This window comes from Pseudomonas sp. NFR09, from assembly GCF_900111535.1.
GTDB classification, from domain to species: domain Bacteria; phylum Pseudomonadota; class Gammaproteobacteria; order Pseudomonadales; family Pseudomonadaceae; genus Aquipseudomonas; species Aquipseudomonas extremorientalis.
The window spans coordinates 201,307-225,048 of the sequence record NZ_FOIH01000012.1 but is presented as its reverse complement, the minus strand read 5'-3'; the positions used below and the strand labels follow the sequence as shown (position 1 = coordinate 225,048).

Genomic DNA, 23,742 nt, shown 5'->3' with positions numbered 1-23,742 from the left:
CTTCAGTGATTCAGCCGTAGAAACGCGGGCGATCTGGCAAGCTCACCTTCACAATCTGCTCACTGCCCTGCGCTTCGATACACGCATCCGCCGCCACCGCTGCGGCAAAGCCATCCCACGCCGACGGCCCACCGACCTGCCCGGCGCGCACACTGTCGATGAACGCCTGCAATTCCACGTCATACGCACCGATAAACCGATCCTTCCAGTCCATCAGGATCGCGTTGGACAGCTTCGCGCCACTGCGCAGTTGCACCTGGGAAGGCTCCGGCAGCTTGGCGATGCCGGTCTCCCCCACCACTTCACACTGGATGTCGTAGCCGTACTGGCAATTCACAAACACTTCCACGTCGATGCGCGTGCCCTTGGCGGTTTCCAACAGCACGATCTGCGGGTCACGCAGGTGGGCCAGGGCCTTGCTGGATTTGCGCGGGAACACCACCTGCACCGACACGTAGTCGTCATTGAGCAGCCAACGGAGCACATCCAGTTCGTGGATCAAGGTGTCGGTGATCGCCATGTCGGTCTTGTAGTTTTCGCCCACCGTCGGGTTACGGTGCGCGCAGTGCAGCATCAGCGGCTCGCCGATCTGGCCGCTGTCGATCACGGCCTTGAGTGCGCGATAGCCTTCGTCATACGGGCGCATGAAGCCGACCTGCACCAGGCGCTTGCCGTAGGCGACTTCGGCGTCGACGATCCTGCGACAGCCCTCGGCGGTGACCGCCAGGGGTTTCTCGCAGAACACCGGTTTGCCGGCGGCAATCGCTGCGAGCACAAACTCTTCGTGGCTCGGTCCCCAGGACGTCACCAGCACGGCCTCGACCTGCGGCGAGTTGATCAGCGCATGGCCGTCGGCGTACACCTCGGCGTCCAGCTTCAAATCGGCGACGACCTTGGCGGCCTGCTCCAGGTTGATGTCAGTCACCGCCACCACCTGGCTGTTGAGCAAGGTCTGGCTGCAACGACGGATATGGTCCCGGCCGATAGCGCCTGTACCGATGACACCTAGCTTCAAAGACATACAAACACTCCTCTTGTTATTAGTACTGCCGGGCCTTCGCCAGGTGTTCATTGAGTTTTTTCGCAGCGGCATTCGTGCGTTCGCTGGTGGACACTTGCGCCACACCCACTCGCCACCACGACAGATAGCCGTGGACCATGGTCTTGGGCAGCACCTTGATATCGATCAGCGTCGACACCGTTTGTATACGCGCATCCGCCAGCGCGGCTTCGAGTTGCTCCACCGTGCTGACCTTGTAGGTCTTGCAGCCATAGGCCGCCGCGCTCATGGCGAAGTCCACCGGCACCAGGCCGCCGTCAAGCTTGCCGCTCTCGGGGTTGCGGTAGCGGAATTCGGTGCCGAAGCTGTCCATGCCGTTGCCGATCTGCAGGTTGTTGATGCAGCCGAACGCCATGTTGTCGAGCAGCACCACGTTGATCTTGCGCCGCTCCTGGATCGAGGTGGCCAGCTCCGAGTGCAGCATCATGTAGGAGCCATCGCCGACCAGTGCGTACACCTCTTTAGTCGGCTCGGCGAGTTTCACGCCGAGCGCCGCGTTGATCTCGTAGCCCATGCACGAGTAGCCGTACTCGACGTGGTAGGTGTTGACGCCCTTGCTGCGCCAGGCGCGTTGCAGGTCGCCGGGCAGACTGCCGGCGGCGGCGACGATGATCGCGTCGTCGGCCAGGGCTTGGTTGAGCACACCCAGTACACGGCTCTGGGTCAGGCACGAGCCGGTCAGCTCGATGAATTCACGCAGCACGCCACGGTCGAGACGGTCGTCGACCTCGGGCACAAACCCGTCGCCGTCATATTCCACCTGGTGCACACGATCCACTTCGGCGTCCAACTGCGCCTTGGCCGCGACGACCTGCCCACCCCAGCCGGAGCGGTAATCGCCGAGGGCATCGGCCAATGCTTCGAGGGCCACTTGCGCATCGGCCAGCACTTGCACGCCGTCGAGCTTCAAGGCATCGCAGGGGCTGATGTTGAGGTTGAGGAACGTCACCTCAGGGTGCTTGAACAGCGATTTGGACGAGGTGGTGAAGTCGGTGTAACGCGTGCCCACACCAATGATCAGGTCGGCCTCGGGCGCCAGCAGGTTGGCCGCCAGGCAGCCGGTTTCGCCAATGCCACCCACGTTCAGCGGATGGCTGGAGACCACGGCGCTCTTGCCCGCCTGGGTCTCGGCGAAGGGAATATCAAAGCGTTCGGCAAAGGCTTGCAGCGCGGCATTCGCGCCGGAGTACTTAACACCGCCACCGCAGATGATCAGCGGCTTGCGCTTGCCCCGGAAGGCGGCCAATGCATCACCGATCATCGCGCCGGTGGCCGGGCGACGCTCGATACGGTGCACACGTTTGTGCAGGAAATAATCCGGATAATCCCAGGCCTCGGCCTGCACATCCTGGGGCAATGCCAGGGTCACCGCGCCGGTTTCAGCCGGATCGGTGAGCACACGCATGGCGTGGATCGCGGCGCTCATCAACTGCTCGGGGCGGTTGATGCGGTCCCAGTATTTGCTGACCGAGCGGAAGGCATCGTTGGTGCTGATGCTCAAGTCGTGGAACTGCTCGATCTGTTGCAGCACCGGGTCAGGCTGGCGGCTGGCGTACACATCGCCGGGCAACAGCAACAACGGGATACGGTTGGCCGTGGCGGTCGCGGCGGCGGTCAGCATATTGGCAGCGCCTGGGCCGACGGACGCCGTACACGCGTAGATCTTGCGGCGCAGGTGCTGCTTGGCGAACCCGATCGCCGCATGGGCCATGCCTTGCTCGTTGCGGCCCTGGTGCACCACCAGGTCGCCGCTGTCCTGCTCCAGGGCCTGGCCCAGGCCCAGCACGTTGCCGTGGCCGAAAATGGTGAACACCCCGGCGACGAACTTGCTCTGCACGCCATCGACTTCGATGTATTGGTTGTCCAGGAACTTCACCAGGGCCTGGGCCATGGTCAGTCGGGTTGTGGTCATGTCGCGCCCCTTATCGTTTCTGCAGGTGGGCGATGCTTGCGCCCAAGGCCTGCTGGATATCCGCCAGCCCGTGCACGCTCTCGGCAAACGGCTCGAACGACAGGTAGCCGCTGTAGCCGGTGCTGAGCAAGGTGTCGATCTGCGCCGCATTGCCGAGGATGTCGCCCTCGCCCACCAGCACGCGGTGGTCGTCGCGAATCGAACTCAGCGGCGCTTGGGCATCTTCGACGCCGGAGATATGCACCAGGCCGGTCAACTCCGGGAAGAACTCATGTTCGCTGGCCAGGTGATGATGGAAGGTGTCGTGCACCAGGCGGAACACATCCAGGCCGCCGATGGACATGATCGCGTCCACCGCCACGCGCTTGCGCCGCAGCGCACACTCTTCAAAGCCCAGGGGCTCGATAAACCCGAGGATGCCGTACTCGCGCAGGATCGGCGCCAGCTCGCTCAAGGCCGTGCGCAAGCCGGCTGCACGCTGGGCTTCGTTGCGGGTGTCGCCCGGCTCGTTGAGCGGGCACATCACCAGGCCCTGGGCGCCGCACTCGCGGGCGTAGGTCGCCATCTGGATTGCCTGGGCACGGCGCTCGTCGTTCCACACATCAAAGGGGTACAGCGCGTTGATCGACAGCACCGTGATGCCCTGCACCGCGCACAACTCACGCACGCGGCTGGCCGGGGTGCCGAACTCGATCTGCTTGTCCGCCAGGTCATTGCGCAACTCGATGGCATCGCACTTGAGCGCCGCCGCCAACTGGATGAAATCCGGCAGGGACAGGCTGGGCGCGACCATGCGGTTAAGGGCGAAACGTAGAGGCGACTTCATTGTTGTTATTCTCCGTCCAGAACCGCTGATTAGAGGTCCAGCAGCCAGCTGTGCTGCGGGTCGTTGTGGAAATGCCAGGCGCGCTTGGGGCCGGCCATCACGTTCAGGTAATAGGACTCGTAGCCATAGGGCACGCTGACCGGGTGATAGCCCTTGGGCACGACGACCAGGTCGCTGTTTTCCACGGCCATGGCCTGGTCGATGCTGCGGTCGTCGGTATAGACGCGCTGGAACACAAAGCCCTGGGGCGGATTGATCTGGTGGTAGTAGGTCTCTTCGAGGAAGCTCTGGCGCGGCAAGTCATCGGTGTCGTGTTTGTGCGGCGGGTAGCTCGACGAATGCCCGGACGGCGTGCGCACCTCCACCACCAGCAGCGAATGGGCTGGCTCGCTGTCGGGCAGGATGTCGCACACGTAGCGGGTGTTGGCACCTTTGCCGCGCACGCTGCGCTTGCAGGTTTCCGGGCGGATCAGCCGCGGTTCGTAGCCTTCGGCGCCGGGCGCGGCGCAGACCGCAATCTGCACATCGCTCAAGGCGGTTACCTGGGCATCGGTGCCCGGCGGCAGGTAAGCGGCGAACGGCGATTTGTCTTCAAACACCGATTGGCGATCCCCCAGGTTCTGCCAGTTGAAGCCCTCCCCCTCGATGTTTACGCGGCCGCTGAGCAATACCAGGCACAACTCCTGGTCTCCGGCGCTGACCGGCAGGGTTTCGCCCAGGCTCAGGCGGTAGGCGGCGAACCCTACGTACTCCAGGCGCCCGGGCTCCAGGGCGACCATGGTCTGCCCGCGTTTGCTGCTTTTGACCAACAAGCTCATTGTCCGGTCCTCTCATTCAGAAGCGCACGCAAGGTGTCGTAGCCTTTTTTCGCATAGATATAGCTGGGCGCCACGGCCGGGTCCTGTTCGGCTTCCACCACCAGCCAACCTTCATAGTGGGCGGCCAGCAGCACATCGAGCAGTTCGGCGAAGTCGATATCGCCATCGCCGGGCACGGTGAAGGTGCCGTTGACGATGCAGTCGGGAAAACTCCACATCTGGTTGCGCGCCAGCTGCACCACCGGTTTGCGCACGTCCTTGAAATGCACATGACAGACGCGGTCGATATGTTTGCGCAGCACCGCGAGAGGCTCGCCGCCGCCCATGTAGCAATGGCCCGAATCGAACAGCAGGCCGACTTCGGGGCCGGTGCGTTGCATCAGTTGGTCGATGTCTTCCGGGGACTCGACGTACGCGCCCATATGGTGGTGATACGCCAGGCGCACACCCTGGGACAGGGTGAACCGCGCCAGTTCGGTGAGTTTGTCGGCATAGTCCTGCCAGGCCTGTTCGCTGTGGAAACGCGGACGTTCGATCAGGCGGATGCGCGAGCCCTGGATCGAATCGGCCACTTCGCCGTAGACCAGTACCGAGGCGCCGTTCTGTTTGAGCAACTCGACATGGCCGGCGATGGCCTCGATTTCTTCCGCCACGGAGCGCCGGGCCAGGCGGCTGGAGTACCAGCCGGAGACCAGCGCCAGGTCATACGGGCGCAACACATCGCCGACGCCCTTGGCGTCCTTGGGGAATTTGCCGTTGAGCTCGAAGCCTTCGTAGCCGATTTCCTTGCCTTCGCTGAGGGCGGTGCTCAGGGGCGTTTCACCGCCCAGGGCCGGCAGGTCGTCGTTGCTCCAGGAGATCGGGTTGATGCCAATTCGGATTGCGGGCATGGCTGCACCTTTATTATTTTCAGGTATCACTGAGATCTGCTTTTTGCTGTATGTGGGAGGGGGCTTGCCCCCGATAGCTGAGTGTCAGACACCACTGCTGTCACTGAACAACCGCAATCGGGGGCAAGCCCCCTCCCACATTGGATTGCATTTCAAATCAAGAACTGGGTTTAGCCTCGGGCACTGCGCCAGGCGTTGATCAGTTGTTCGAACGTGGCCTGCACCTGCTGGATCAGGGTTTCATCGTCGATCTCCCCCGCCATCCACGCCCGGCTCGGCGCCTGGAAGATCGTGCGGCCCACGGCAAAGCCTCGGCAAGTGGTGCTCAGGCGGGCCTGCTGGAAGCCATCGGCGAGGCATTCGGCCGAGGCATTCAGGCCCAGCAGCACCACGCCTCGGCAGTACGGGTCGCGCTCCTGGATCAGGGCGTCGAGCTTGCGCCAGTCCTCGGCCGATTGCGCCTCGATCTTCCACCACGCTGGGTAGATCCCCAGGTTGTACAGGCGCTTGAGGCTGCGATAGAGCACGTCGGGATAGGTGGACGGGTGGTCTTTGGGTGGGATGACTTCCAGCAGCAGTTCATGACCGCTGACAATCGACGCCTCGTACACCGCTTTCAGTTGCGCTTCCTGTTCCAGGCGCAGCAAGGGTTCGTCGTCCGGATGGAATTGCACCAGGCACTTGATGATCTGTTCCTGGGGCCAGGCAATCAGGTTGCTGCCCACCGAACGGCCATGCTCAAACGCCAGCGGCCGCGAGTTCTGCACTTCCACCGGGCGCGCGATCCACCAGCCACGACCGCTGGCGGCGTTGAGTGCGTCCTGGCCGAAGCGCTGGTCGGCGAGCAGGCCGACATCGGCCTCTACGCCTTGTTCGGCGAGCTTTTGCTCGACGCGTTCGATGGCCTGGATAAACAGTTGCTTGGCCTCGCTGATGCGCGCAAGGTCCTGGCCGCCCTTTTGTGCCAGGTCCACCAGTTGCCAGCGGTGGTCGAAGGCAAACACGAACAGTTGTTTCCAGGCCTTGCGCGGCACCGTCACGCGGTGCAGGCGTTGCAGTGTCACGTCCTGGTCCGGACGGGTGATCGGCACCGGGCTGTTGAACAGGTACTCCAGCTCCGCCGGCGTCGGCATGGCCGGTGCGCAGGCGTGACGCGAAACCACCAGGCCGCCGCAGGCATTGGCCAACTGGCTGCAACGCTCATCGCTGGCATCGTTGAGCCAACCACTGAGAAAGCCCGACATGAACGCATCGCCGGCCCCCAGCACATTGAGCACTTCCACGCGCACGCCAGGGTAAATCGCGCCGTCTTCCAAGCGTGCGGGGATGGCGCCGTGGATCACCGTGCAGCCTTGCGGACCTAGCTTGACCACCAGCGTCGCCGGGGTCAGTTCACGCACGTTGCGCAGGGCGACGAGCAAGTCTTCACTGCCGCCCGCGATGAGGAATTCTTCTTCGGTGCCGACGATCAGGTCGAAGCGCGGCAGGATCTTCTGCACGTGCTGGCTGACATTCTGGTCGGCAACAAAACGGGTTTCGCCGTCGGCCTTGCCCGCCAGGCCCCACAGCACCGGGCGGTAGTCGATATCCAGCACACGCTTGACGTTGTGCCTGGCCGCGTAATCCAGCGCCTGGATGCTGGCCTTGTACACGCCGTCGGTGGAGAAATGCGTGCCGGTGATCAGCAGGGCTTTACTGGATGCGATAAAGGCTTCGTTGACGTCTTCGGCACGCAGGGCCATGTCGGCGCAGTTTTCGCGGTAGAACACCAGGGGGAAGGTTTCACGGTCCTTGAGGCCGAGCAACACCAGGGCGGTGAGGCGTTCCGGGTCGACCTTGATGCCGCTGACATCGCAGCCTTCGCGGGCCAGGGACTCCACCAGGAAGCGGCCCATGTGGTCGTCGCCGACCCGGCTCAGCATCGCCGACTTGAGCCCGAGCCTGGCGGTGCCGAAGGCGATGTTGGCGGAGGACCCGCCGAGGTACTTGGCGAAGCTGGACACGTCCTCAAGCCGCGCACCGACTTGCTGTGCATAGAGGTCGACGCCCAGGCGCCCGAGGCAAATCAGATCCAATTGACGCCCACTGGCAAAACGAGTCTGGCCCATGCTGGCTCCTGTTATTTTTATCAGCCTGCGTTGTGCCGCCGTGGGGCGGCAAACGCTCTTGGTGGGAGCAGACTAGAACGTCCGGCGGCGCCAATCAATATTTATTCCATATATTTTTTCATTGGAATATTTTTTCCATTAAGCTCCTGCAGGGGCGCTCCCACCACAGTGCATCGTTTCAGCAGGCCACGCCGGCCGTGATGCCGGGGTATTTTTTTGCGCCTACCCTGTAGACTTGCGCCACCCATCAGCGCAACAGACGAATACGCCAGAAGGATTGCCCATGTCCCGCACCGATCCCGAGACCACCCTGGAAGACTCTATCGCCAGCCCTCCGATCAATGCCGAGCGCCTGTTGCAGCTGATCACCGACGAATACGAGAGCCTGCCGCGCCAGCTCAAGCGCATCGCCAGCTACATGAGCCAGCAGAGCGACCGGATCATGGTCGACCGCATCAGCGACATCGCCCGTGAATGCGAAGTGCACCCGTCGGCCATCGTGCGTTTCTCGCAGCGTTTCGGGTTCAGTGGGTTCAGCGAGATGCAGGCGCTGTTCCGCGAGGCCTACACCCACAAGACCACGCCGGTGCAGAACTACCAGCAACGCATCCGCAGCATGATCGCCAACAAGTCGCAGAAAGCCAGCGGCGGCGACCTGGCGCGCGAATGCGTCAACGCGACCTTGTCCGGCATCGAGCGTCTGGGGCTGGAGCTGGACGATGCCGCGTTCGACAAAGCCGTGGACCTGGTGGTGAATGCCGACAATATCTACGTAGTCGGCGTGCGCCGCTCTTTTGCGGTGGCCGATTACCTGGTCTACAACCTGCAGCACACCAACAAGCGCATCCACCTGATCTCGGGCCTGGGCGGCAGCTATCGCGAGCAGATGCGCAGCGTGCGCGCCAATGACCTGGTGATCGCCATCAGTTTCACGCCCTACGGCAAAGAGACCCAGCACTGCCTGCGCATCGCCCAGCACCACCAGGCCAAGACGCTGATCATCACCGACAGCAACCTGTCGCCCCTGGCCAAGCGGGCTAACGCGGTGCTGTTGGTGAATGAAGGCTCGTCGTTCGCCTTCCGCTCGTTGAGTGCCACCTTGTGCCTGTGCCAGGCGTTGTTTATTGCGGTGGCGTACCGGTTGGAGTTGAAGGTGGATGAGATTCACGAGCAGGTCGGGTTTGACGACTGAAGCTGCCGGCATTGGAGTTCCCCTGTGGGAGGGAGCTTGCTCCCGATAGCGGTGTGTCAGTCACTGGATTTGTGCCTGATCCTGCGCTATCGGGGGCAAGCCCCCTCCCACATGTTTATCGGCGGCGCATCAGGTAGTAGGCTGCGGGAATGACGAACAGCGAGAGCAACGGCGCCGTCAGCATCCCGCCAATCATCGGCGCAGCAATCCGGCTCATCACCTCACTGCCGGTGCCGCTGCCCAGCAAAATCGGCAGTAGCCCGGCGATGATCACCGCCACCGTCATTGCCTTGGGCCGAACCCGCATGACTGCGCCTTCGGTGATGGCCGCCAATAGATTGCCATCGTTGCGCTCGGCCCAGGCGTTCTTCAGGTACAGCAGCATGATCACGCCGAACTCCGCCGACACCCCCGCCAGCGCGATAAAGCCCACGCCCGTGGCCACCGACAGGTTGAAGCCCAGCCAGTAAAGCAGCCACACGCCGCCGGTCAACGCGAACGGCAAGGTCGCCAGGATCAGCAACGCCTCCCCCACCCGGCGAAAGGTCAGGTACAGCAGTACAAAGATGATCAGCAAGGTGGCCGGCACCACCAGCTTCAGGCGCTGATTGGCGCGTTCGAGGAACTCGAACTGCCCCGAATAACTGAGGCTCATGCCCGGTTGCAGTTGCACCTGCTGGTTGATCGCCGCACGCAGGTCCCTGACCACCGAGGCCAGGTCACGATCACGCACGTCGATATAGACCCAGCCGGAAGGCCGCGCGTTTTCGCTCTTGAGCATCGGCGGACCATCATTGACCTTGATCCTGGCGACCGTGCCCAAAGTGATCTGGCTGCCCTGCGGCGTGTACACCGGCAGGTTGCGTAGCGCCTCCACCGAGTCGCGCCATTCCTTCGGGTAGCGCAGGCTGATGGGGAAACGCGCCAGGCCTTCCACGGTTTCGCCAATGGTTTCACCGCCCACCGCGCCCGACACGATGGACTGCACATCGCTGATGTTCAGCCCGTATTGCGCGGCGGCAGCACGGTCGATGTCGACATCGATGTAGCGCCCGCCGGTCAGGCGTTCGGCCAACGCCGAACTCACGCCCGGCACGGTCTTGGCGACTTTCTCCACGGCCTGGGTCACCGCATCGATCTGCATCAGGCGGGTGCCTGCGACCTTTACGCCAATCGGGCTCTTGACCCCGGTGGCCAGCATGTCGATGCGGTTGCGGATCGGCGGAATCCAGATATTGGTCAGGCCCGGCACCTGCACCACGCGGTCCAGCTCCTTGACCAGTTTGTCCGGGGTCATGCCGGGGCGCCATTGATCCTTGGGCTTGAACGCGATGGTGGTCTCGAACATCTCCAGCGGCGCCGGGTCGGTGGCGGTTTCAGCGCGACCGGCCTTGCCAAATACGTGAGCGACTTCGGGCACGGTCTTGATCAGGCGGTCGGTGCGTTGCAGCAATTCACCCGCCGTCTGTGTCGACAAGCCCGGCAGCGCCGAAGGCATGTACAGCAAGTCGCCCTCATCCAGCGGCGGCAGGAATTCCCCGCCCAGTTTCGACACCGGCCACAGCGCGCTCGCTACCATCAGCAGCGCCACCAGCAAGGTCATGCGCGGCCAGCGCAGCACCGCCTCCAGCGCCGGCTGGTAGAGCTTGATCAGGCCGCGATTGAGCGGGTTGCGTTGCTCGTCGGGTATGCGTCCGCGAATCCAGTAGCCCATCAGCACCGGGACCAGGGTCACCGACAACCCGGCGGCGGCCGCCATGGCGTAGGTCTTGGTGTAGGCCAGCGGCCCGAACAGACGGCCTTCCTGGGCCTGCAAGGTGAACACCGGAATAAACGACAGCGTAATGATCAGCAGGCAGAAAAACAGCGCCGGGCCCACCTCGACCGCGGCGTCCGTCATCACCTTCCAGTGCTCATCGCCCTTGAGTTCCCGGCCGGGATGGGCGTGGTGCCAGGCTTCGATTTTCTTGTGGGCGTTTTCGATCATCACCACCGCCGCATCGACCATCGCGCCAATGGCGATCGCAATGCCGCCCAGGGACATGATGTTGGCGTTGATGCCCTGGAAACGCATGACGATAAACGCGATCAATACGCCCACCGGCAACGAGATGATCGCCACCAGGGACGAACGCAGGTGCCACAGGAAAATTCCGCACACCAGCGCCACCACCAGGAACTCTTCCAGCAGTTTATGGCTGAGGTTATCCACGGCACGGTCGATCAGCTTGCTGCGGTCGTAGGTGGTGACGATTTCAACACCGGGCGGCAGGCTGCTTTTCAACTGCTCGAGTTTGGTCTTGACCGCCGCGATGGCTTCCCGCGCATTCTTGCCGCTGCGCAGGATTACCACGCCGCCGACCGCTTCGCCCTCACCGTCCAGCTCACTGATGCCCCGGCGCAGGTCCGGGCCCAGCTGGATGTTCGCCACGTCGCCGAGGGTGACCGGCACATTGTTGGCGTCCAGGCGCAGCGGGATGGCACGGAAGTCGGAGAGATTCTTCAGGTAGCCGGAGGCGCGCACCACATACTCGGACTCGCCCAGGTTCAATACCGAGCCGCCGGCTTCCTGGTTGGCCTGGTCAATCGCTGCTTTCACCTGTACCTGGGTGATGCCGCGACTGGCCAGGGCCAGCGGATCGAGCTGCACCTGATATTGCTTGACCTGGCCGCCGATGGTAGCGACCTCCGCCACGTTTGGCAGGGTCTTGAGTTCGAACTTGAGGAACCAGTCCTGCAACGCGCGCAATTGCGCCAGGTCGTGCTGGCCGGTGCGGTCCACCAAGGCGTACTGGTAGATCCAGCCCACGCCGGTGGCGTCCGGCCCCAATGACGGTTTGGCTGATGCGGGCAGCCGCGCCTGCAACTGGCTGAGGTATTCCAGCACCCGCGAGCGCGCCCAGTACAGGTCGGTGCCTTCGTCGAACAACACGTACACGTAGCTGTCGCCGAAGAACGAAAAACCGCGCACGGTCTTGGCCCCCGGCACCGAGAGCATGGTGGTGGTCATCGGGTACGTGACCTGGTTCTCGACGATCTGCGGCGCCTGGCCCGGGTACGGGGTGCGGATGATCACCTGCACATCCGAGAGATCTGGCAAAGCGTCGACGGGTGTGTTCTGCACCGACCAGACACCCCACGCGGTGATGAACAAGGTGGCGAGCAGCACCAGAAAACGATTGGCCACCGACCAGCGAATCAACAGGGCGATCATGGCTGGGCTCCCGGCTGCATGTTCATCGCTGCTTCGGCCGCGGTGGCCGTAACACCCTTGAGACTGGCCTCGGAGTCGAGCAGGAACTGCCCGGAGGCGACCACCTGCTGACCTTCCTGCAGGCCGCTGAGGATCACCGTGTGGTCCTGGTTTTCTACCCCGGTTTCAACCTCGACCGGACGATAGTGCCCGCCCTCCTCGGCCAGCATCACCAGCACGCGCTTGCCGGTGCGGATCAACGCTTCGCTGGGCACCTGCAACAGCGCTTGCCCGCCAGTCTGCGCCAGACTGACCTGGGCGGTCATGCCAGGGCGCAGGGCGCCGTCGGGGTTGGGCAGCTCGACCCGCACTTGCACAGTGCGGCTGTCCATGGCGGTGGCAGGCAAGATCGCGCTGACCGTGCCGTCGAGCGTCTTGCCCGGTAAACCGACAAAGTGGCTCTGCACCCGTTGCCCCACGTTCAACATTGCGCCTTGGGCTTCAGGCACGGCGACCTGCAACCACACCTGATCCAGGCCGTTGAACCGCGCCAGGGTCTGCCCCGGCGTCACCGTCATGCCTTCGCGCACCTCAAGGGTTTGCAGTGCGCCGCTGATCGGGCTGGTCACGGTCAGGACCGACTGCACCTGGCCGCTGCGCTCCATCTGCGCAATCAACCCCGCCGGCATCCCGCTCAGACGCAGGCGTTGGCGGGCAGCGTCGATCAAGCCGCGCTCGCCGCTGCGCCGCAGGGCCAGGAACTCTTCCTGGGCGGCCGCCCACTCGGGTATCAGCAGGTCCACCAATGGCGCGCCAGCCTTGAGCACATCCCCCGGTGCCCGTGCGTAGACCCGCTCGACAAACCCCGCCGCCCGCGCCTGCACCACCGCCACATCACGCTCGTTGAAGGCCAGAATGCCCGACAGCTCCAGGCGGGACGTCAGCACGCCGCGGCTCACGCTCTCCAGGCGCACGCCGATGTTCTGCACCAGGCCTGGGTCAATCTGCACCGCCGGCGTGGCCGCCGATGCGGCCCCGTCGGCGTAGCGCGGCACCAACTGCATGTCCATGAACGGCGACTTGCCGGGCTTATCGAACTGTTGTTGCGGGAACATCGGGTCGTACCAGTACAGCGCCTGCCTGTCGGCCTTGGCGGGCATGGATGAGGCGCCGGGCTGCCACTGCGCCAGCCCGTAGCCCGCTCCCAGGCCCAGCAGCAATACAGCGGCCACGATTGAATTATTCATTGGCGGGTTCCCCATAGGCGAAATACAGCTGCGCACCGACCAGGGCGCGTTGCTCGATGGCATCGATCTGTTTGAAACGGGCTTCGACCAGTTCACGGCGCGCGTTGACCAGCGTCATCAAGTCGCCTTTGCCGGCGCGATAGCCGGCCAGGCTCAAGCTGACTTTTTCCTCGGCCAGCGGCACCAGGCTGTCCTGGCTGCGCTGCACCGCACGGTCCAGGCGCTGGTAGTCGGCCAGGTCGTCATCGAGCATCTGGATATGCTCACGGGTAGCGGCTTCGCGCTCGGCGTCGAGTTGGTCCAACTCGGCCTGCTTGGCGGCGATGCCGGGGTTTTGTCGACGGCCGGGGAAGATCGGCAAGTCAAAGGTGAACTGCACGTTGACCATGTCACCGAACTCACGGCTGCGGTGCCCGTAATCGACCTCCCAACTCCAGTCCGAGGTCTTTTGCGCCTTGGCCTCCTGCAACCGCGCCTGCGCTTCACGGGTGCGCGGCACGTAGGCTTGCAGTGCCGGGTGCTGATGCAGGTTGTGGTTCAGGCTATGGGGGTCGAAGGTCCAGTCGGGCAGTTGCCCGCTGGGGGCTTCGTTGGCGGCCGGGCCGATCCAGCGCTTGAGCGCGGCGCGGGCCTGGGTACGTTGCTGGGTCAACTCATCTTCGCGCCCAGCCAGCTCCGCGGCTTCCTGCCGGGGGATGACCGCGTCGGCGGCCTGGCCACGGCCGCCGGCCAACTGCGCACGCACGGTGTCTTGCAACAGGCGGTTCTGTTGGTAGAAGTCCTTGAACAGGGCTTGCTTGCGCGCGACCGCATACGCACGAATCCACGCCTGGGCCGTGGCCTGGCGCACGTTGAGGCGCTCGATGCGCCCTTCGGCGGCCGCCCGCTCGACGGTTGCATCGGCCAGCTCGACCCGGGCCTTGCGCTTGTCGCGGCTAGGCACCTGTTGCTGGATGCCGATCATCTGTTGCGTCATCTCGTCGCCATACAACGTGCCGCGATTGGGCCCGCCAATGGGAAAGTCCTGCAGGCCGACCACCAGCTTCGGGTCAGGCAATTCGCCCGCCGGGATCGCCGCCTGGGTGGCGGCCTGCAACTTGGCCGACTCGGCCAGCAGCGACGGTGCATTGTTTTGCGCCAGGCGCAGGGCGTCGTCCAGGGTCAGCGCGTTCGCCAACGCCGGCCACGCCAGCACGCCCACCACCAGGGCGCGCATGTAGGAGGCATTCATGTTGAAAATTCCTGTTCCGTTGCGCTGTGCACCGCGTCAGGCGGCCCACAGCAAAACCATCCCGGTCAGGGGATGCGTCTTGAGGTGCAACAGGAATCAGGCCCGGGGTGGGCGCCAGACGCCGGACGGCGTGCGGTCGGGGATAAAATCGGAAGCGGTGCCGACGAGCAGCGGATGGGCCGGGCTCAAGGGAGCCTTGAGCAGCGGCAGGGAGAATTGCAGCACGCCACCGGTCTTGCATTCCTGACCGGGTTTACAGGCCTTGCCATGATCCGCGCCGTCCTGGCAGCAGTCAGGCGACATGTCGCTCATCATCGGCATGTCCGACATCTTCATCGGGCACGGCTCGGTGCTTGACGGCACCCCCGCCATCCCGGTCAGGGGAAGCGTGAGGCTCAACAACAGGACGAGGACTAAACGCAGAAGGCGGCTCATGGGGCGCGAGTCTAGCCAAGCGCGGGTTAAGCCGCTATTAACAATTGCGTGAGAACTCGGCAGGCCCACCGGCTGAACTTAGGGCACGATATCGAACACAACATTGACATGGAAGGGTGGCTCCTGATTCTTCTGTACCATGCAGTCGAGGCTGCCGGCTGCGCGACCGCTGGCAGGCAAAGAGGTGAAGTTCAACGACCCGCTGATGGCATACGCAAACCCAAAGGAGTCCATCATCGCAAAAAGAGCCCGGGCTTCACGGTTGCTCCCCAACACGTAAGTCGAAGCCGTCTGGTCAATTTTCAGCAAGATGGCAACATAGTTCTGAACCCTGAACTCATCGTACTGCCTGCCGATGATTTCAAAGTAGTTCTTGATAATGCCACCACCGTCGACTTCTCTGAGGCTGACAACTTCCGCGTCAAAGTACGGGTTTGGCAAAGGTCCGCCTACGACATCACCTCGCATATAGCCCGTACCTGTGACCGGCGGCGGCCGTACCGGTACTGGCTGGGTAATAAAGCCCGTCAGCTCGAGCCGACCTTGGCTGACGCTGACTTGATGGCTGCCGTTTTTCCCTGAAAAGCTGAACGCCCCCACCAGTGTGTCGTTCAGGTCCAGTGAAACTTCGATGGTGCCATTTTCAGCCGGGTACGGAGTGATACCTCCATGTTCATGAGCCCAATAAACGCCCTGAGCATCGACATCAAATACGAAAGTATGCTGCCCACTGCCCGGAATGATGTCCGGTATACGGAAATTGAGACCGTTGTAATCATTGACAGTGGATCCCAATCTTTGCGTTGCGGCAATCTGTATGGATCCACCTGATCGGTACATCAACATTTCACCCGGATCGCCGATAAAGGGTTGGTTCGGTGGGGTGACTTGTGGGTTGACGACATGTGCCGTCAAAGTGCCGGTCGTCTGGTTCATGTCGGTGTACTCGCTGAGTTGGGGGTTGGACCAAACTAAGCACTTTCAACGCCCGACGATACTGTCAAACCTGACAGGTATAAGCCTCGTGTCTGCAGACAGTAAAAAGCCGCGCTTGTAAAAACAGGCGCGGCTTGGGTAAACCCGTAATCAATGCATGAAGATCGCAATCAGGATGATCACCGGGATAGGCACGCCGAGGAACCAGAGCAGTAATGAGCGCATGTTGTTCTCCTTGAATTGATTAACGAACGAAGTGTTCGGTTTCGACATACACCACGGCATCGCGGCGGCGACCGCCGAAGGTAGCGGCGAGGCTGGCGAAGAACGCACCGATCAACAGCGCGACAAAGGTCCACAGCGAGGTGTACGCAGCGACTTTGGCGGCGGTTTCGGCGGCTTGCTTGGCTTTGAGCTTGGCGTCTTCCACCGCTTTACGGGCATCGCCGTAGACTTTGTCGATACGCGCTTCGGCATCCGCCTGGCTGAGGTTGGTGCGCTGGCTGATCAGCTGTGCCAGGTAGGCACGGTCTTCTGGTGCAAGCTGACCGTCGTTGCTGAGGGTGCGGGTGAAGATGCGCGCTACCACACCGTGGGCGGCGTCATCGCTGACGGCGACCGGGCGATCATCACGGAACAGGCTGTCGACGTAATAGTCGAAATCGCCACCGTTGACGCCTTTGGCGGCACTGCCGGCGGCTTGGGTGATACCACTGGCTGCACCGGCTGCAACGCTGGCGCCGGCTTTCACACCACCGCTGACCACACTGCCGACCGAACCGACTACCAGCACCGCCGTGATCAACGTGGCAACAGCCCAGGCCAGGAAGCCATGGGCGGTGTCGCGGAAGTACACCTCATCACCGTGCATATTGGCCCACTTCACACGCAACCGACCGGCGATGTAGCCACCCAGGCCGGATGCGACGATCTGGGTAAAGGCCAGCCAGACAATCGTGGAAATGCCCAGCCCTTTCGCGCTGATACCGCTGTCGGCCCACGGCGACACCGCCGAAAAGCCCAGGCCGAAGCCCAGCAGCACCAGGATCAGCGACAACGCAGCCGCGGCGGCGGCCCCGGCAAAAATCGCCCCCCAGGAAACCCCGGAGAGCGCGCTCGACTCTTGCAGCGTGGATGAGGATGTGATCATTGTTGTTTTGCTCCAAGGCAGAAAAATAGTGTTACAAGTCTCAAAACAGACAGTGCAGGCACCATGCCAGTCGGCGAAAAAAATAAATCCCTTACATTTCAGACAGTTAAGTAAATTGAACTAACCTGATCCATGCAACTTGCAAGAAATGGCGGTTTGAAGCGGGCGTTATGCATTCCCCGGCCCGGCGATGAAATCTGTGTCAGTTTTGCCAACATGAAGTTTTATTTAGGAAGCATTCAGCCATTTCTTGGCAAAATGCCCCCACTTCTGCAGGAGCCGGCTTACCGGCGATTGCGGTCTTCCAGTGTAAAGGTAATCCCATGACCCGAATTTTGACCATCGAGGATGACGCCGTAACGGCCCGCGAGATTGTCGCCGAGCTGAGTAGCCATGGACTGGATGTAGATTGGGTAGACAACGGCCGCGAAGGCCTGGTCCGCGCCGTGAGCGGCGATTACGACCTGATCACCCTCGACCGCATGCTGCCGGAACTCGATGGCCTGGCCATCGTCACCACCCTGCGCACCATCGGCGTCTCCACGCCGATCCTGATGATCAGCGCCCTCTCCGATGTGGACGAACGTGTGCGTGGCCTGCGTGCCGGCGGTGATGACTACCTCACCAAACCGTTCGCCTCGGATGAAATGGCGGCGCGCGTCGAAGTGCTGCTGCGGCGCAAAAGCACGGTCCAGGAATTCGAAACCGCCCTGCGCGTGGCCGATCTGGAACTGAACCTGATCAGCCGCGAAGCCAGCCGCGCCGATCAACCCCTGAGCCTGCTGCCCACCGAATACAAGCTACTGGAATTCCTGATGCGCAACACCGGGCAGATCCTGTCGCGAATGATGATCTTCGAGGAAGTCTGGGGCTATCACTTCGACCCGGGTACCAACCTGATCGACGTGCACATCGGCCGTCTGCGCAAAAAGATCGACCCACCGGGCCTCCCGCCGCTGATCCGCACGGTGCGAGGCTCCGGTTATGTCATTGCTGAACCCCTCTAAGGGCTGGCGCTCTTCCAGCAGCCGTTTGCTGGCGCTGTACAGCTCGCTGTTCGTGGCCTGGAGCTGCATCCTCATGGGGGTGCTGTATTACGAGGTGTCCGGTTACCTGGGCGACCTGTCGCGCCACTCCCTGATGCAACGCCAGCACCTGTTCCAGCGCTTCGACGGCGAAGAACTGGTGGAAGCCCTGACCACCAGCATGACCTTCGACATGAAGGGTGTGGATGCCTACGGCCTGTTCGATGAGCAATTCCGCCCCTTGAGCGGGCCGATCCGCGCGGTGCCGCCGGACCTGCCCCTGGACGGCAAGATCCACGCCCTGGTCAATTGTGTCGAGTCCGACGACCCCAAGTTGCCCAAGGACAGCTGCGATGCCGTGGCCACCCACACCGAAGACGGCCGCTGGCTGGTGCTGGTGCGGGCCAACGGCTCACTGTTCGGTGTGACCCGCATCATCTGGCACGCCCTGCTCTGGGCACTGTCCCTGACAATTATTCCGGGCGCCGCCGGCTGGCACCTGTTGCGCCGCCGCCCGTTGCGGCGAATCCGTGGGATCCAGGCCAGTGCCGAAGCCATCGTCGCCGGCGACCTGACTCACCGCCTGCCACTGTCCAACCGACGTGACGAACTGGACATGCTCGCGGCCATCGTCAACGCCATGCTCGACCGTATCGAGAAGCTGATGAACGAGGTCAAGGGCGTGTGCGACAACATCGCCCATGACCTGCGCACCCCGCTGACGCGCCTGCGTGCGCAGCTGTATCGCATCAAACAGGAGGCCGAAGCAGAGTCTGGCTACGCGGTGAAACTGGACGACGCGATTGCCGAGACCGACACCCTGATGGCGCGCTTTCGCGGGCTGTTGCGTATCTCCGAGCTGGAAGACCATCAGCGTCGCTCAGGTTTCCTGGTCATGGACCCGTTGCCGCTACTGCGCGAATTGCACGACTTCTACCTGCCCCTGGCCGAGGAAGGCGAGCTGCAACTGAAGCTCGAAACCCCGGAGTCCCTGCCGTGGATCACCGGCGACCGCGCCCTGTTGTTCGAAGCCCTGGCCAACCTGCTGAGCAACTCGATCAAGTTCTCCCCACCGGGCGGCACGGTGATCCTGCGCGGGGTCAATGATGCGGGCAGCACGCGCATCGAAGTGCACGACTCCGGGCCGGGCATACCGGCGGCGGAGCGGGATGCGGTATTCCAGCGTTTCTATCGGGTGGATGAAAGCGACCAGCAAGGCGGGTTCGGCTTGGGCCTGTCGATTGTGGCGGCGATCATCAACTTGCATGGGTTCAAGTTGGACGTGGGTACGAGCGAACAAGGCGGCGCCCGGTTAGTCCTGGAGTGCCGCCAGCAACTGATGCCCGAGGCCTGAGACCACTGGTGTCCCAATATGGGAGGGGACTTGCCCTTCCCACATTGGACTGGATCAGGCCGGGAAGTTGGCGCGCAGGGCCTCAAGGCCACCGCTGTAGACACCGGCAAACAATTCCTCCACCGCCGCATCCGTAGTCCCCGCCACCGGCGTGAACACACCTGACCAGGTCACTTTCGCTGACGCCTCGCCCAGCGCCTCGACCTGCAACGTCGCCAGGTACGCACTCACCGGAAACGGCGACTGCTCGATGGTATAGCTGTAGGTACGCCCGACGTTATCAAAGCGCTGCAAACGCTCGACGACCACTGCGCCATCCGCCGTTTGCAGGTGACGCACACGGCCGCCATCGCCCGCCTCGCTTTTGACAATAAACGGCAACCAGTCCGGCAGGCCGTCGAAGCCGCCGACCAATTGCCAGACCTGATCGGCCGACACCGGGATTTCAATCACAGAAGACGCTGTTGCCACGATAAATACTCCAGAAAATGAAAAACAACTCAGATCGCCATGCTGTCGACCACACCACCGTCGACGCGCAATGCAGCCCCTGTGGTCGCAGAAGAAAGCGGTGAAGCAATGTACGCCACCAGGTTGGCGACTTCATCCACATTCGCCGCCCGCTGGATGATCGACGTCGGCCGCGCATTGCGCACAAACACATCCGCCTCATCCCGCGCACTGCGCCCGGATTTTTGTGTGGCTTCCTTGAGCATCTGCTCCAGGCCGTCGGTAAAGGTCGGGCCGGGCAGCACGGCGTTCACCGTCACTCCCGTGCCCGCCAGGCGCTTGGCCAGGCCATGGGACACCGCCAGGTTGGCGCTTTTGGTCACGCCGTAATTGATCATGTCCGCCGGTGTCGCCACGCCAGACTCCGACGACACGAAGATCACCCGACCCCAGCCCTGCCCGACCATGCCCGGCACATAATGCCGCGCCAGGCGCACGCCGGAGATCACATTGACCTCATAGAAACGTGTCCATTCGCTGTCCGGGGCCTCGAAAAAATCCACATCGTTGAAGATGCCCAGGTTATTGACCAGGATGTCGGCACACGGTTCGGCGGCAAACAGTTTCTCTGCGCCCTCTGCGGTGCCAAGGTCAGCCACCAGCCCACGCAGGTCTGCGCCCGGGACAGCCTGACGGATGCTCGCCAGTGCATCGTCGACCTTGCCGGCTTCACGTCCGATCACCACCACCGTGGCGCCAGAGGCTGCAAGCGCCTGGCTGATTCCCAGGCCTATGCCGGCGGTACTGCCGCTGACAATCGCTACTTTACCGCTCACATCAATTTTCATCGGTTGAACTCCTGAATTTAAAGCGGCAGGGGCGCACGGTCCGAAACCAGTCGGGCCTCGCGCAGGGCCTGCCAGAAGGCTGCCGGGATCTGTTCAGACAACGCCGCGACGTCTTCGGCAATCCGCCCCGGACGACTGGCACCTGGAATCACTGCGGCCACCGCCGGATGGGCTAGGGAGAATTGCAGCGCGGCGGCTTTCACGCTCACGCCGAACCCCTGGGCAATCGCCTTGATCTGCTCGACGTTGTGGATAATCGCCGGGCTCGCTGGCTGATACTCGAAGTGCGCGCCACCGGCGAGGACGCCGGAGCTGTAGGGGCCACCGACGACGATCTCGACGCTCTGTGCCAGGGCCGCATCCATCAGGCGTTGCAGGGCGCGGTCGTGGTCCAGCAGCGTGTAGCGGCCGGCCAGCAAAAAGCCGTCGGGCCGGGCTTCGGTAAGGTCCAGGGTCAGTTCGCACGGCTCGACGCGGTTCACGCCCAGGCCCCAGGCCTTGATCACACCCTCTTCGCGCAGACGGGTCAGCACTTTGAAGGCACCGGTGCGGGCCTGGTTGAAATACTCCAGCCACTGGTCGCCGTAGAAGTCCTGGGCGATGTCATGGATCCACACGATGTCCAGCCGATCGGTTTTCAAGCGAGTCAGGCTGTCTTCAATCGAACGCAGTGTGGCATCGGCGCTGTAGTCGTTGAGCATCTTGTTCGGGCGACCGTGTTCGAACACACCGCTTTTTTCGCCGAGGTCGCGAACACGTCGGCCGCGCCGCCGAACGCCTGCACATCTCCCAATCGCCGCTGAGCCGGCAGATCGCCCAGCTCGAAGAACGCCTGGGCCTGACCCTGTTCGAACGCAGCCAGCAACGCATCCGCCTGACCCGTGACGGCCAGACGTTCCTGGCAGAAACCAAGGCGCTGCTGACCCACGCCAACCGCCTGGAATCACTGGGCAAGCGCCTGGGCCGCGGTGAAGAAGGTGGCCTGTGCATCGGCTATATCGAAAACGCCATGCATGCCGGTGTGCTGCCCAACGCGCTGCGGGTACTGCGCGACGACCGGCCGAACGTGCACATCAAGCTGTATAACCTGCCGTCCCTCGAACAACTCGAAGGCCTGCGCCAACGCAGCCTGGATATCGCCCTGGTTGGCGAACCGCCGGCTGCGGATGATCCGGACCTGATCGCACTGCAAGTGTTGGACGAGCCGATGCTGCTGGCGTTGCCCGAGCACCATCCCCTCGCACACCTGAGTGAACTGTTGCCCGAACACCTGGCCGACCAGGAGTGGATCGGCGTGCAGCGCAAACCCGGCGCCAACCCCGCCGACGACTTCGTCGCCGCCTGCATCCGCGCCGGCTTCACCCCGCAGATCCCAATGGAAGCCGGTGAACCCTTTACCGCGTTGGGTTTGGTGGCTTCAGGGCTGGGCGTGGCGATGGTACAAAAAGGCCTGAGTCGCAATGCACCACCCGGTGTGGTGTTGCGGGAGTTGCCGTGGCTGAGCTACACCACGCCGCTGTGGGCGGCGTGGCATCGGGTCAATTTGCGGCCGTTGGTGGAGACGTTCAGGAAGGTGTTGACCGAGGCTTAAGCAACTCGTCCTGTACCTGTCAGAAGTGACAGTTGTGCGTCCATCGAACCGGGCGTTTACTGGTGATCAGGGACTGTGGGGTTCACCCCCAGAGGGTCATTCTGTCAGCCAGGGAGGGCCGGATTATGCAACGTTTGTTGAGACAACTGATTGCACCGATGGTGCTGAGTGTGGGTGTGTTGCTTTGCGGGTATGGATTGAGTGCCAGTGCGGCGACCTACGTGCCTTCAGCTTTTCCGGCCGGGCCGCAATGTGAGACGGTTTGGGTAAACGACAGTGAACAAACTGTCGGAAAATGCAATTCGGCCACCCCCAGTGCCAATGCCATCCCATGGTACTCGTCGACACTGGCAGGTCCCCAGCAAGCCCTGGCGCCGTTGTCCTCACGGAAACCTTGTGAGGTGAGCGCTATTTCCAACAATGGTGGTTGGGTGGTAGGCAATTGTGCCAATGCCAATAATCTGTTTTTCGCCGTGTTGTGGAATGCAGCGACACCAGGTATCACGCCGATCACCCTGGCTCCGCTACCGGCCAGGTGGTTGTTGCTGATTCAAGTGCGCCCTGCCGATACGCAAACAGCACCCACTGCACAGAACCGCAATGGAGCCGTCCTAGCGGTGAGCCTGAGTGCGGATATTGACGCAACTGTGGTGGTTTATAGCGCAGGCAGCACTACTCCCCAACGCGTATCAGACTGGGGCGACAACTGTTATGGCGTCGACTTGACGGAAACCTTGACCAATGGTTGGCCGCGCATTCTCTTGAATTGCCCAGGACCAAGTGGCAAGCCTGTTCTCACCCTGGCCACTTGGAGTACAGGCAGCAATCAGTACGTGTTAACACCGGCGTCGCTACCAGCGGGTGCACTTGACTGCGAGGGGGTCGACATGAATGACCAGGGTCAATTCGTTGGCACCTGCACGTTTCCAGGAACCGCCGCCGACACCCAACAAACCGCATTCTGGAGTACCGCAAGCAGCACGCCTTTACTGTTGACGATGCCCTTGAACGCGCAAAACCACGCGGTGGCAATCAACAACCTTGGGCATGTATTGGCCTATGGCAATGACCCTACGGGATTTCAGAGACCTCTTTACTGGAACGACCCCACAAATTCCTTCAGCGTGCAGTCCATTCCCCCGCTACCTGGTAGCGATGTGGTTCAAGTGGCTGCCTTTGCCGATAACGACACCGTCGCCCTGAATTGCGTGAACAGCAGCGAATACCCAACCGGCTGCTATTGGACTCCATTGCTGGGAACAGTCCCCATATCGCCCATTTCAGGCGGGCTGGCGAGCTACTTGAACGCTATTTCACCCGCAGGCACCTATGTAGTCGGGTCGGCGACCGGCGCCACCTTCAACTTCACTGCGGTGGGGGCCAAGTTGCCATGAAGCCAAGAAAAAGCGTTATTCAGGTCCTATGGACAACATTCAGGCTCAATACCCGTGAGCTGTGCCTTGCGGCATCGATCTG

18 protein-coding genes and 2 pseudogenes are annotated in these 23,742 nt (G+C 62.5%); 5 read left to right on the top strand and 15 right to left on the bottom strand.

The features are described from left to right. Positions 1-10 precede the first annotated feature (10 nt). The 6 genes from BMX59_RS25005 to iolC form a co-directional block, all read right to left on the bottom strand. Positions 11-1,021 (bottom strand): bifunctional inositol 2-dehydrogenase/D-chiro-inositol 1-dehydrogenase, encoded by a 1,011-nt coding sequence (locus BMX59_RS25005; protein ID WP_092245565.1) that lies wholly within the window; start codon positions 1,019-1,021, stop codon positions 11-13. A gap of 19 nt (positions 1,022-1,040) precedes the next feature. After that, positions 1,041-2,972 carry a 3D-(3,5/4)-trihydroxycyclohexane-1,2-dione acylhydrolase (decyclizing) gene (iolD, locus tag BMX59_RS25000; protein WP_093126976.1) on the bottom strand — a complete coding sequence of 644 codons (1,932 nt, stop codon included), beginning with the start codon at positions 2,970-2,972 and terminating at the stop codon, positions 1,041-1,043. 10 nt (positions 2,973-2,982) lie between these two features. Continuing rightward, positions 2,983-3,798 (bottom strand): TIM barrel protein, encoded by an 816-nt coding sequence (locus BMX59_RS24995; protein ID WP_093126971.1) that lies wholly within the window; start codon positions 3,796-3,798, stop codon positions 2,983-2,985. A gap of 29 nt (positions 3,799-3,827) precedes the next feature. Continuing rightward, the gene (gene iolB, locus BMX59_RS24990; protein WP_071490060.1) at positions 3,828-4,616 is read right to left on the bottom strand and encodes a 5-deoxy-glucuronate isomerase; all 789 of its coding nucleotides are present in this window, start codon (positions 4,614-4,616) and stop codon (positions 3,828-3,830) included. Next, positions 4,613-5,506, bottom strand: coding sequence for a myo-inosose-2 dehydratase (gene iolE / locus BMX59_RS24985; RefSeq protein WP_093126966.1), 894 nt, complete (start codon positions 5,504-5,506; stop codon positions 4,613-4,615). Before iolE ends, iolB begins: the two co-directional genes overlap by 4 nt. A gap of 170 nt (positions 5,507-5,676) precedes the next feature. Continuing rightward, complete coding sequence (gene iolC, locus BMX59_RS24980; protein ID WP_093126962.1) at positions 5,677-7,614, bottom strand: bifunctional 5-dehydro-2-deoxygluconokinase/5-dehydro-2-deoxyphosphogluconate aldolase; 1,938 nt, start codon at positions 7,612-7,614, stop codon at positions 5,677-5,679. Between the two features lie 283 nt (positions 7,615-7,897). On the opposite strand from iolC, the gene BMX59_RS24975 reads away from it, so the two are divergent. Next, positions 7,898-8,806, top strand: a complete 909-nt coding sequence (locus BMX59_RS24975; RefSeq protein WP_058425739.1) for a MurR/RpiR family transcriptional regulator — start codon at positions 7,898-7,900, stop codon at positions 8,804-8,806. Between the two features lie 115 nt (positions 8,807-8,921). Here the strand turns inward: BMX59_RS24975 and BMX59_RS24970 are convergent, their stop codons facing one another. The 6 genes from BMX59_RS24970 to BMX59_RS24945 all read right to left on the bottom strand — a co-directional run bounded on the left by BMX59_RS24970 (position 8,922) and on the right by BMX59_RS24945 (position 16,998). Continuing rightward, positions 8,922-12,020 (bottom strand): efflux RND transporter permease subunit, encoded by a 3,099-nt coding sequence (locus tag BMX59_RS24970; protein ID WP_093126958.1) that lies wholly within the window; start codon positions 12,018-12,020, stop codon positions 8,922-8,924. Further along, complete coding sequence (locus BMX59_RS24965; protein ID WP_256572996.1) at positions 12,017-13,246, bottom strand: efflux RND transporter periplasmic adaptor subunit; 1,230 nt, start codon at positions 13,244-13,246, stop codon at positions 12,017-12,019. The genes BMX59_RS24970 and BMX59_RS24965 overlap by 4 nt, the downstream gene beginning before the upstream one ends. Next, complete coding sequence (locus tag BMX59_RS24960; RefSeq protein WP_093126950.1) at positions 13,239-14,477, bottom strand: TolC family protein; 1,239 nt, start codon at positions 14,475-14,477, stop codon at positions 13,239-13,241. Before BMX59_RS24960 ends, BMX59_RS24965 begins: the two co-directional genes overlap by 8 nt. Positions 14,478-14,573: 96 nt before the next feature. Beyond that, positions 14,574-14,912, bottom strand: a complete 339-nt coding sequence (locus BMX59_RS24955; RefSeq protein ID WP_093126946.1) for a hypothetical protein — start codon at positions 14,910-14,912, stop codon at positions 14,574-14,576. A gap of 78 nt (positions 14,913-14,990) precedes the next feature. Next, the gene (locus tag BMX59_RS24950; RefSeq protein WP_093126943.1) at positions 14,991-15,848 is read right to left on the bottom strand and encodes a hypothetical protein; all 858 of its coding nucleotides are present in this window, start codon (positions 15,846-15,848) and stop codon (positions 14,991-14,993) included. A 244-nt stretch (positions 15,849-16,092) separates the two neighbouring features. Then, entirely contained in the window at positions 16,093-16,998 is a 906-nt protein-coding gene (locus BMX59_RS24945; protein WP_071490068.1) for a hypothetical protein, read from the bottom strand. Between the two features lie 323 nt (positions 16,999-17,321). Between BMX59_RS24945 and BMX59_RS24940 the strand changes: the two genes are divergently transcribed. Beyond that, positions 17,322-18,005 carry a response regulator transcription factor gene (locus tag BMX59_RS24940; protein WP_071490069.1) on the top strand — a complete coding sequence of 228 codons (684 nt, stop codon included), beginning with the start codon at positions 17,322-17,324 and terminating at the stop codon, positions 18,003-18,005. Further along, positions 17,983-19,377: a sensor histidine kinase gene (locus BMX59_RS24935; RefSeq protein ID WP_071490070.1), complete on the top strand. Its 1,395-nt coding sequence runs from the start codon at positions 17,983-17,985 to the stop codon at positions 19,375-19,377. The genes BMX59_RS24940 and BMX59_RS24935 overlap by 23 nt, the downstream gene beginning before the upstream one ends. A gap of 54 nt (positions 19,378-19,431) precedes the next feature. On the opposite strand, the gene BMX59_RS24930 is transcribed toward BMX59_RS24935, so the two are convergent. The 3 genes and pseudogenes from BMX59_RS24930 to BMX59_RS24920 form a co-directional block, all read right to left on the bottom strand. Further along, positions 19,432-19,848: an SRPBCC family protein gene (locus BMX59_RS24930; RefSeq protein ID WP_092245592.1), complete on the bottom strand. Its 417-nt coding sequence runs from the start codon at positions 19,846-19,848 to the stop codon at positions 19,432-19,434. 29 nt (positions 19,849-19,877) lie between these two features. Further along, the gene (locus BMX59_RS24925) at positions 19,878-20,675 is read right to left on the bottom strand and encodes an SDR family NAD(P)-dependent oxidoreductase (protein ID WP_093126935.1); all 798 of its coding nucleotides are present in this window, start codon (positions 20,673-20,675) and stop codon (positions 19,878-19,880) included. Between the two features lie 17 nt (positions 20,676-20,692). Further along, positions 20,693-21,430, bottom strand: a pseudogene (locus BMX59_RS24920) (aldo/keto reductase); the annotation flags it as partial. Here BMX59_RS24920 and BMX59_RS24915 point away from each other — a divergent pair. Both BMX59_RS24915 and BMX59_RS24910 read left to right on the top strand, forming a co-directional pair. Further along, positions 21,427-22,266: pseudogene (locus BMX59_RS24915) on the top strand (LysR family transcriptional regulator); the annotation flags it as partial. The pseudogenes BMX59_RS24920 and BMX59_RS24915 overlap by 4 nt on opposite strands. A 125-nt stretch (positions 22,267-22,391) precedes the next feature. Further along, positions 22,392-23,660 carry a hypothetical protein gene (locus BMX59_RS24910; RefSeq protein ID WP_092245599.1) on the top strand — a complete coding sequence of 423 codons (1,269 nt, stop codon included), beginning with the start codon at positions 22,392-22,394 and terminating at the stop codon, positions 23,658-23,660. Positions 23,661-23,742 lie beyond the last annotated feature (82 nt).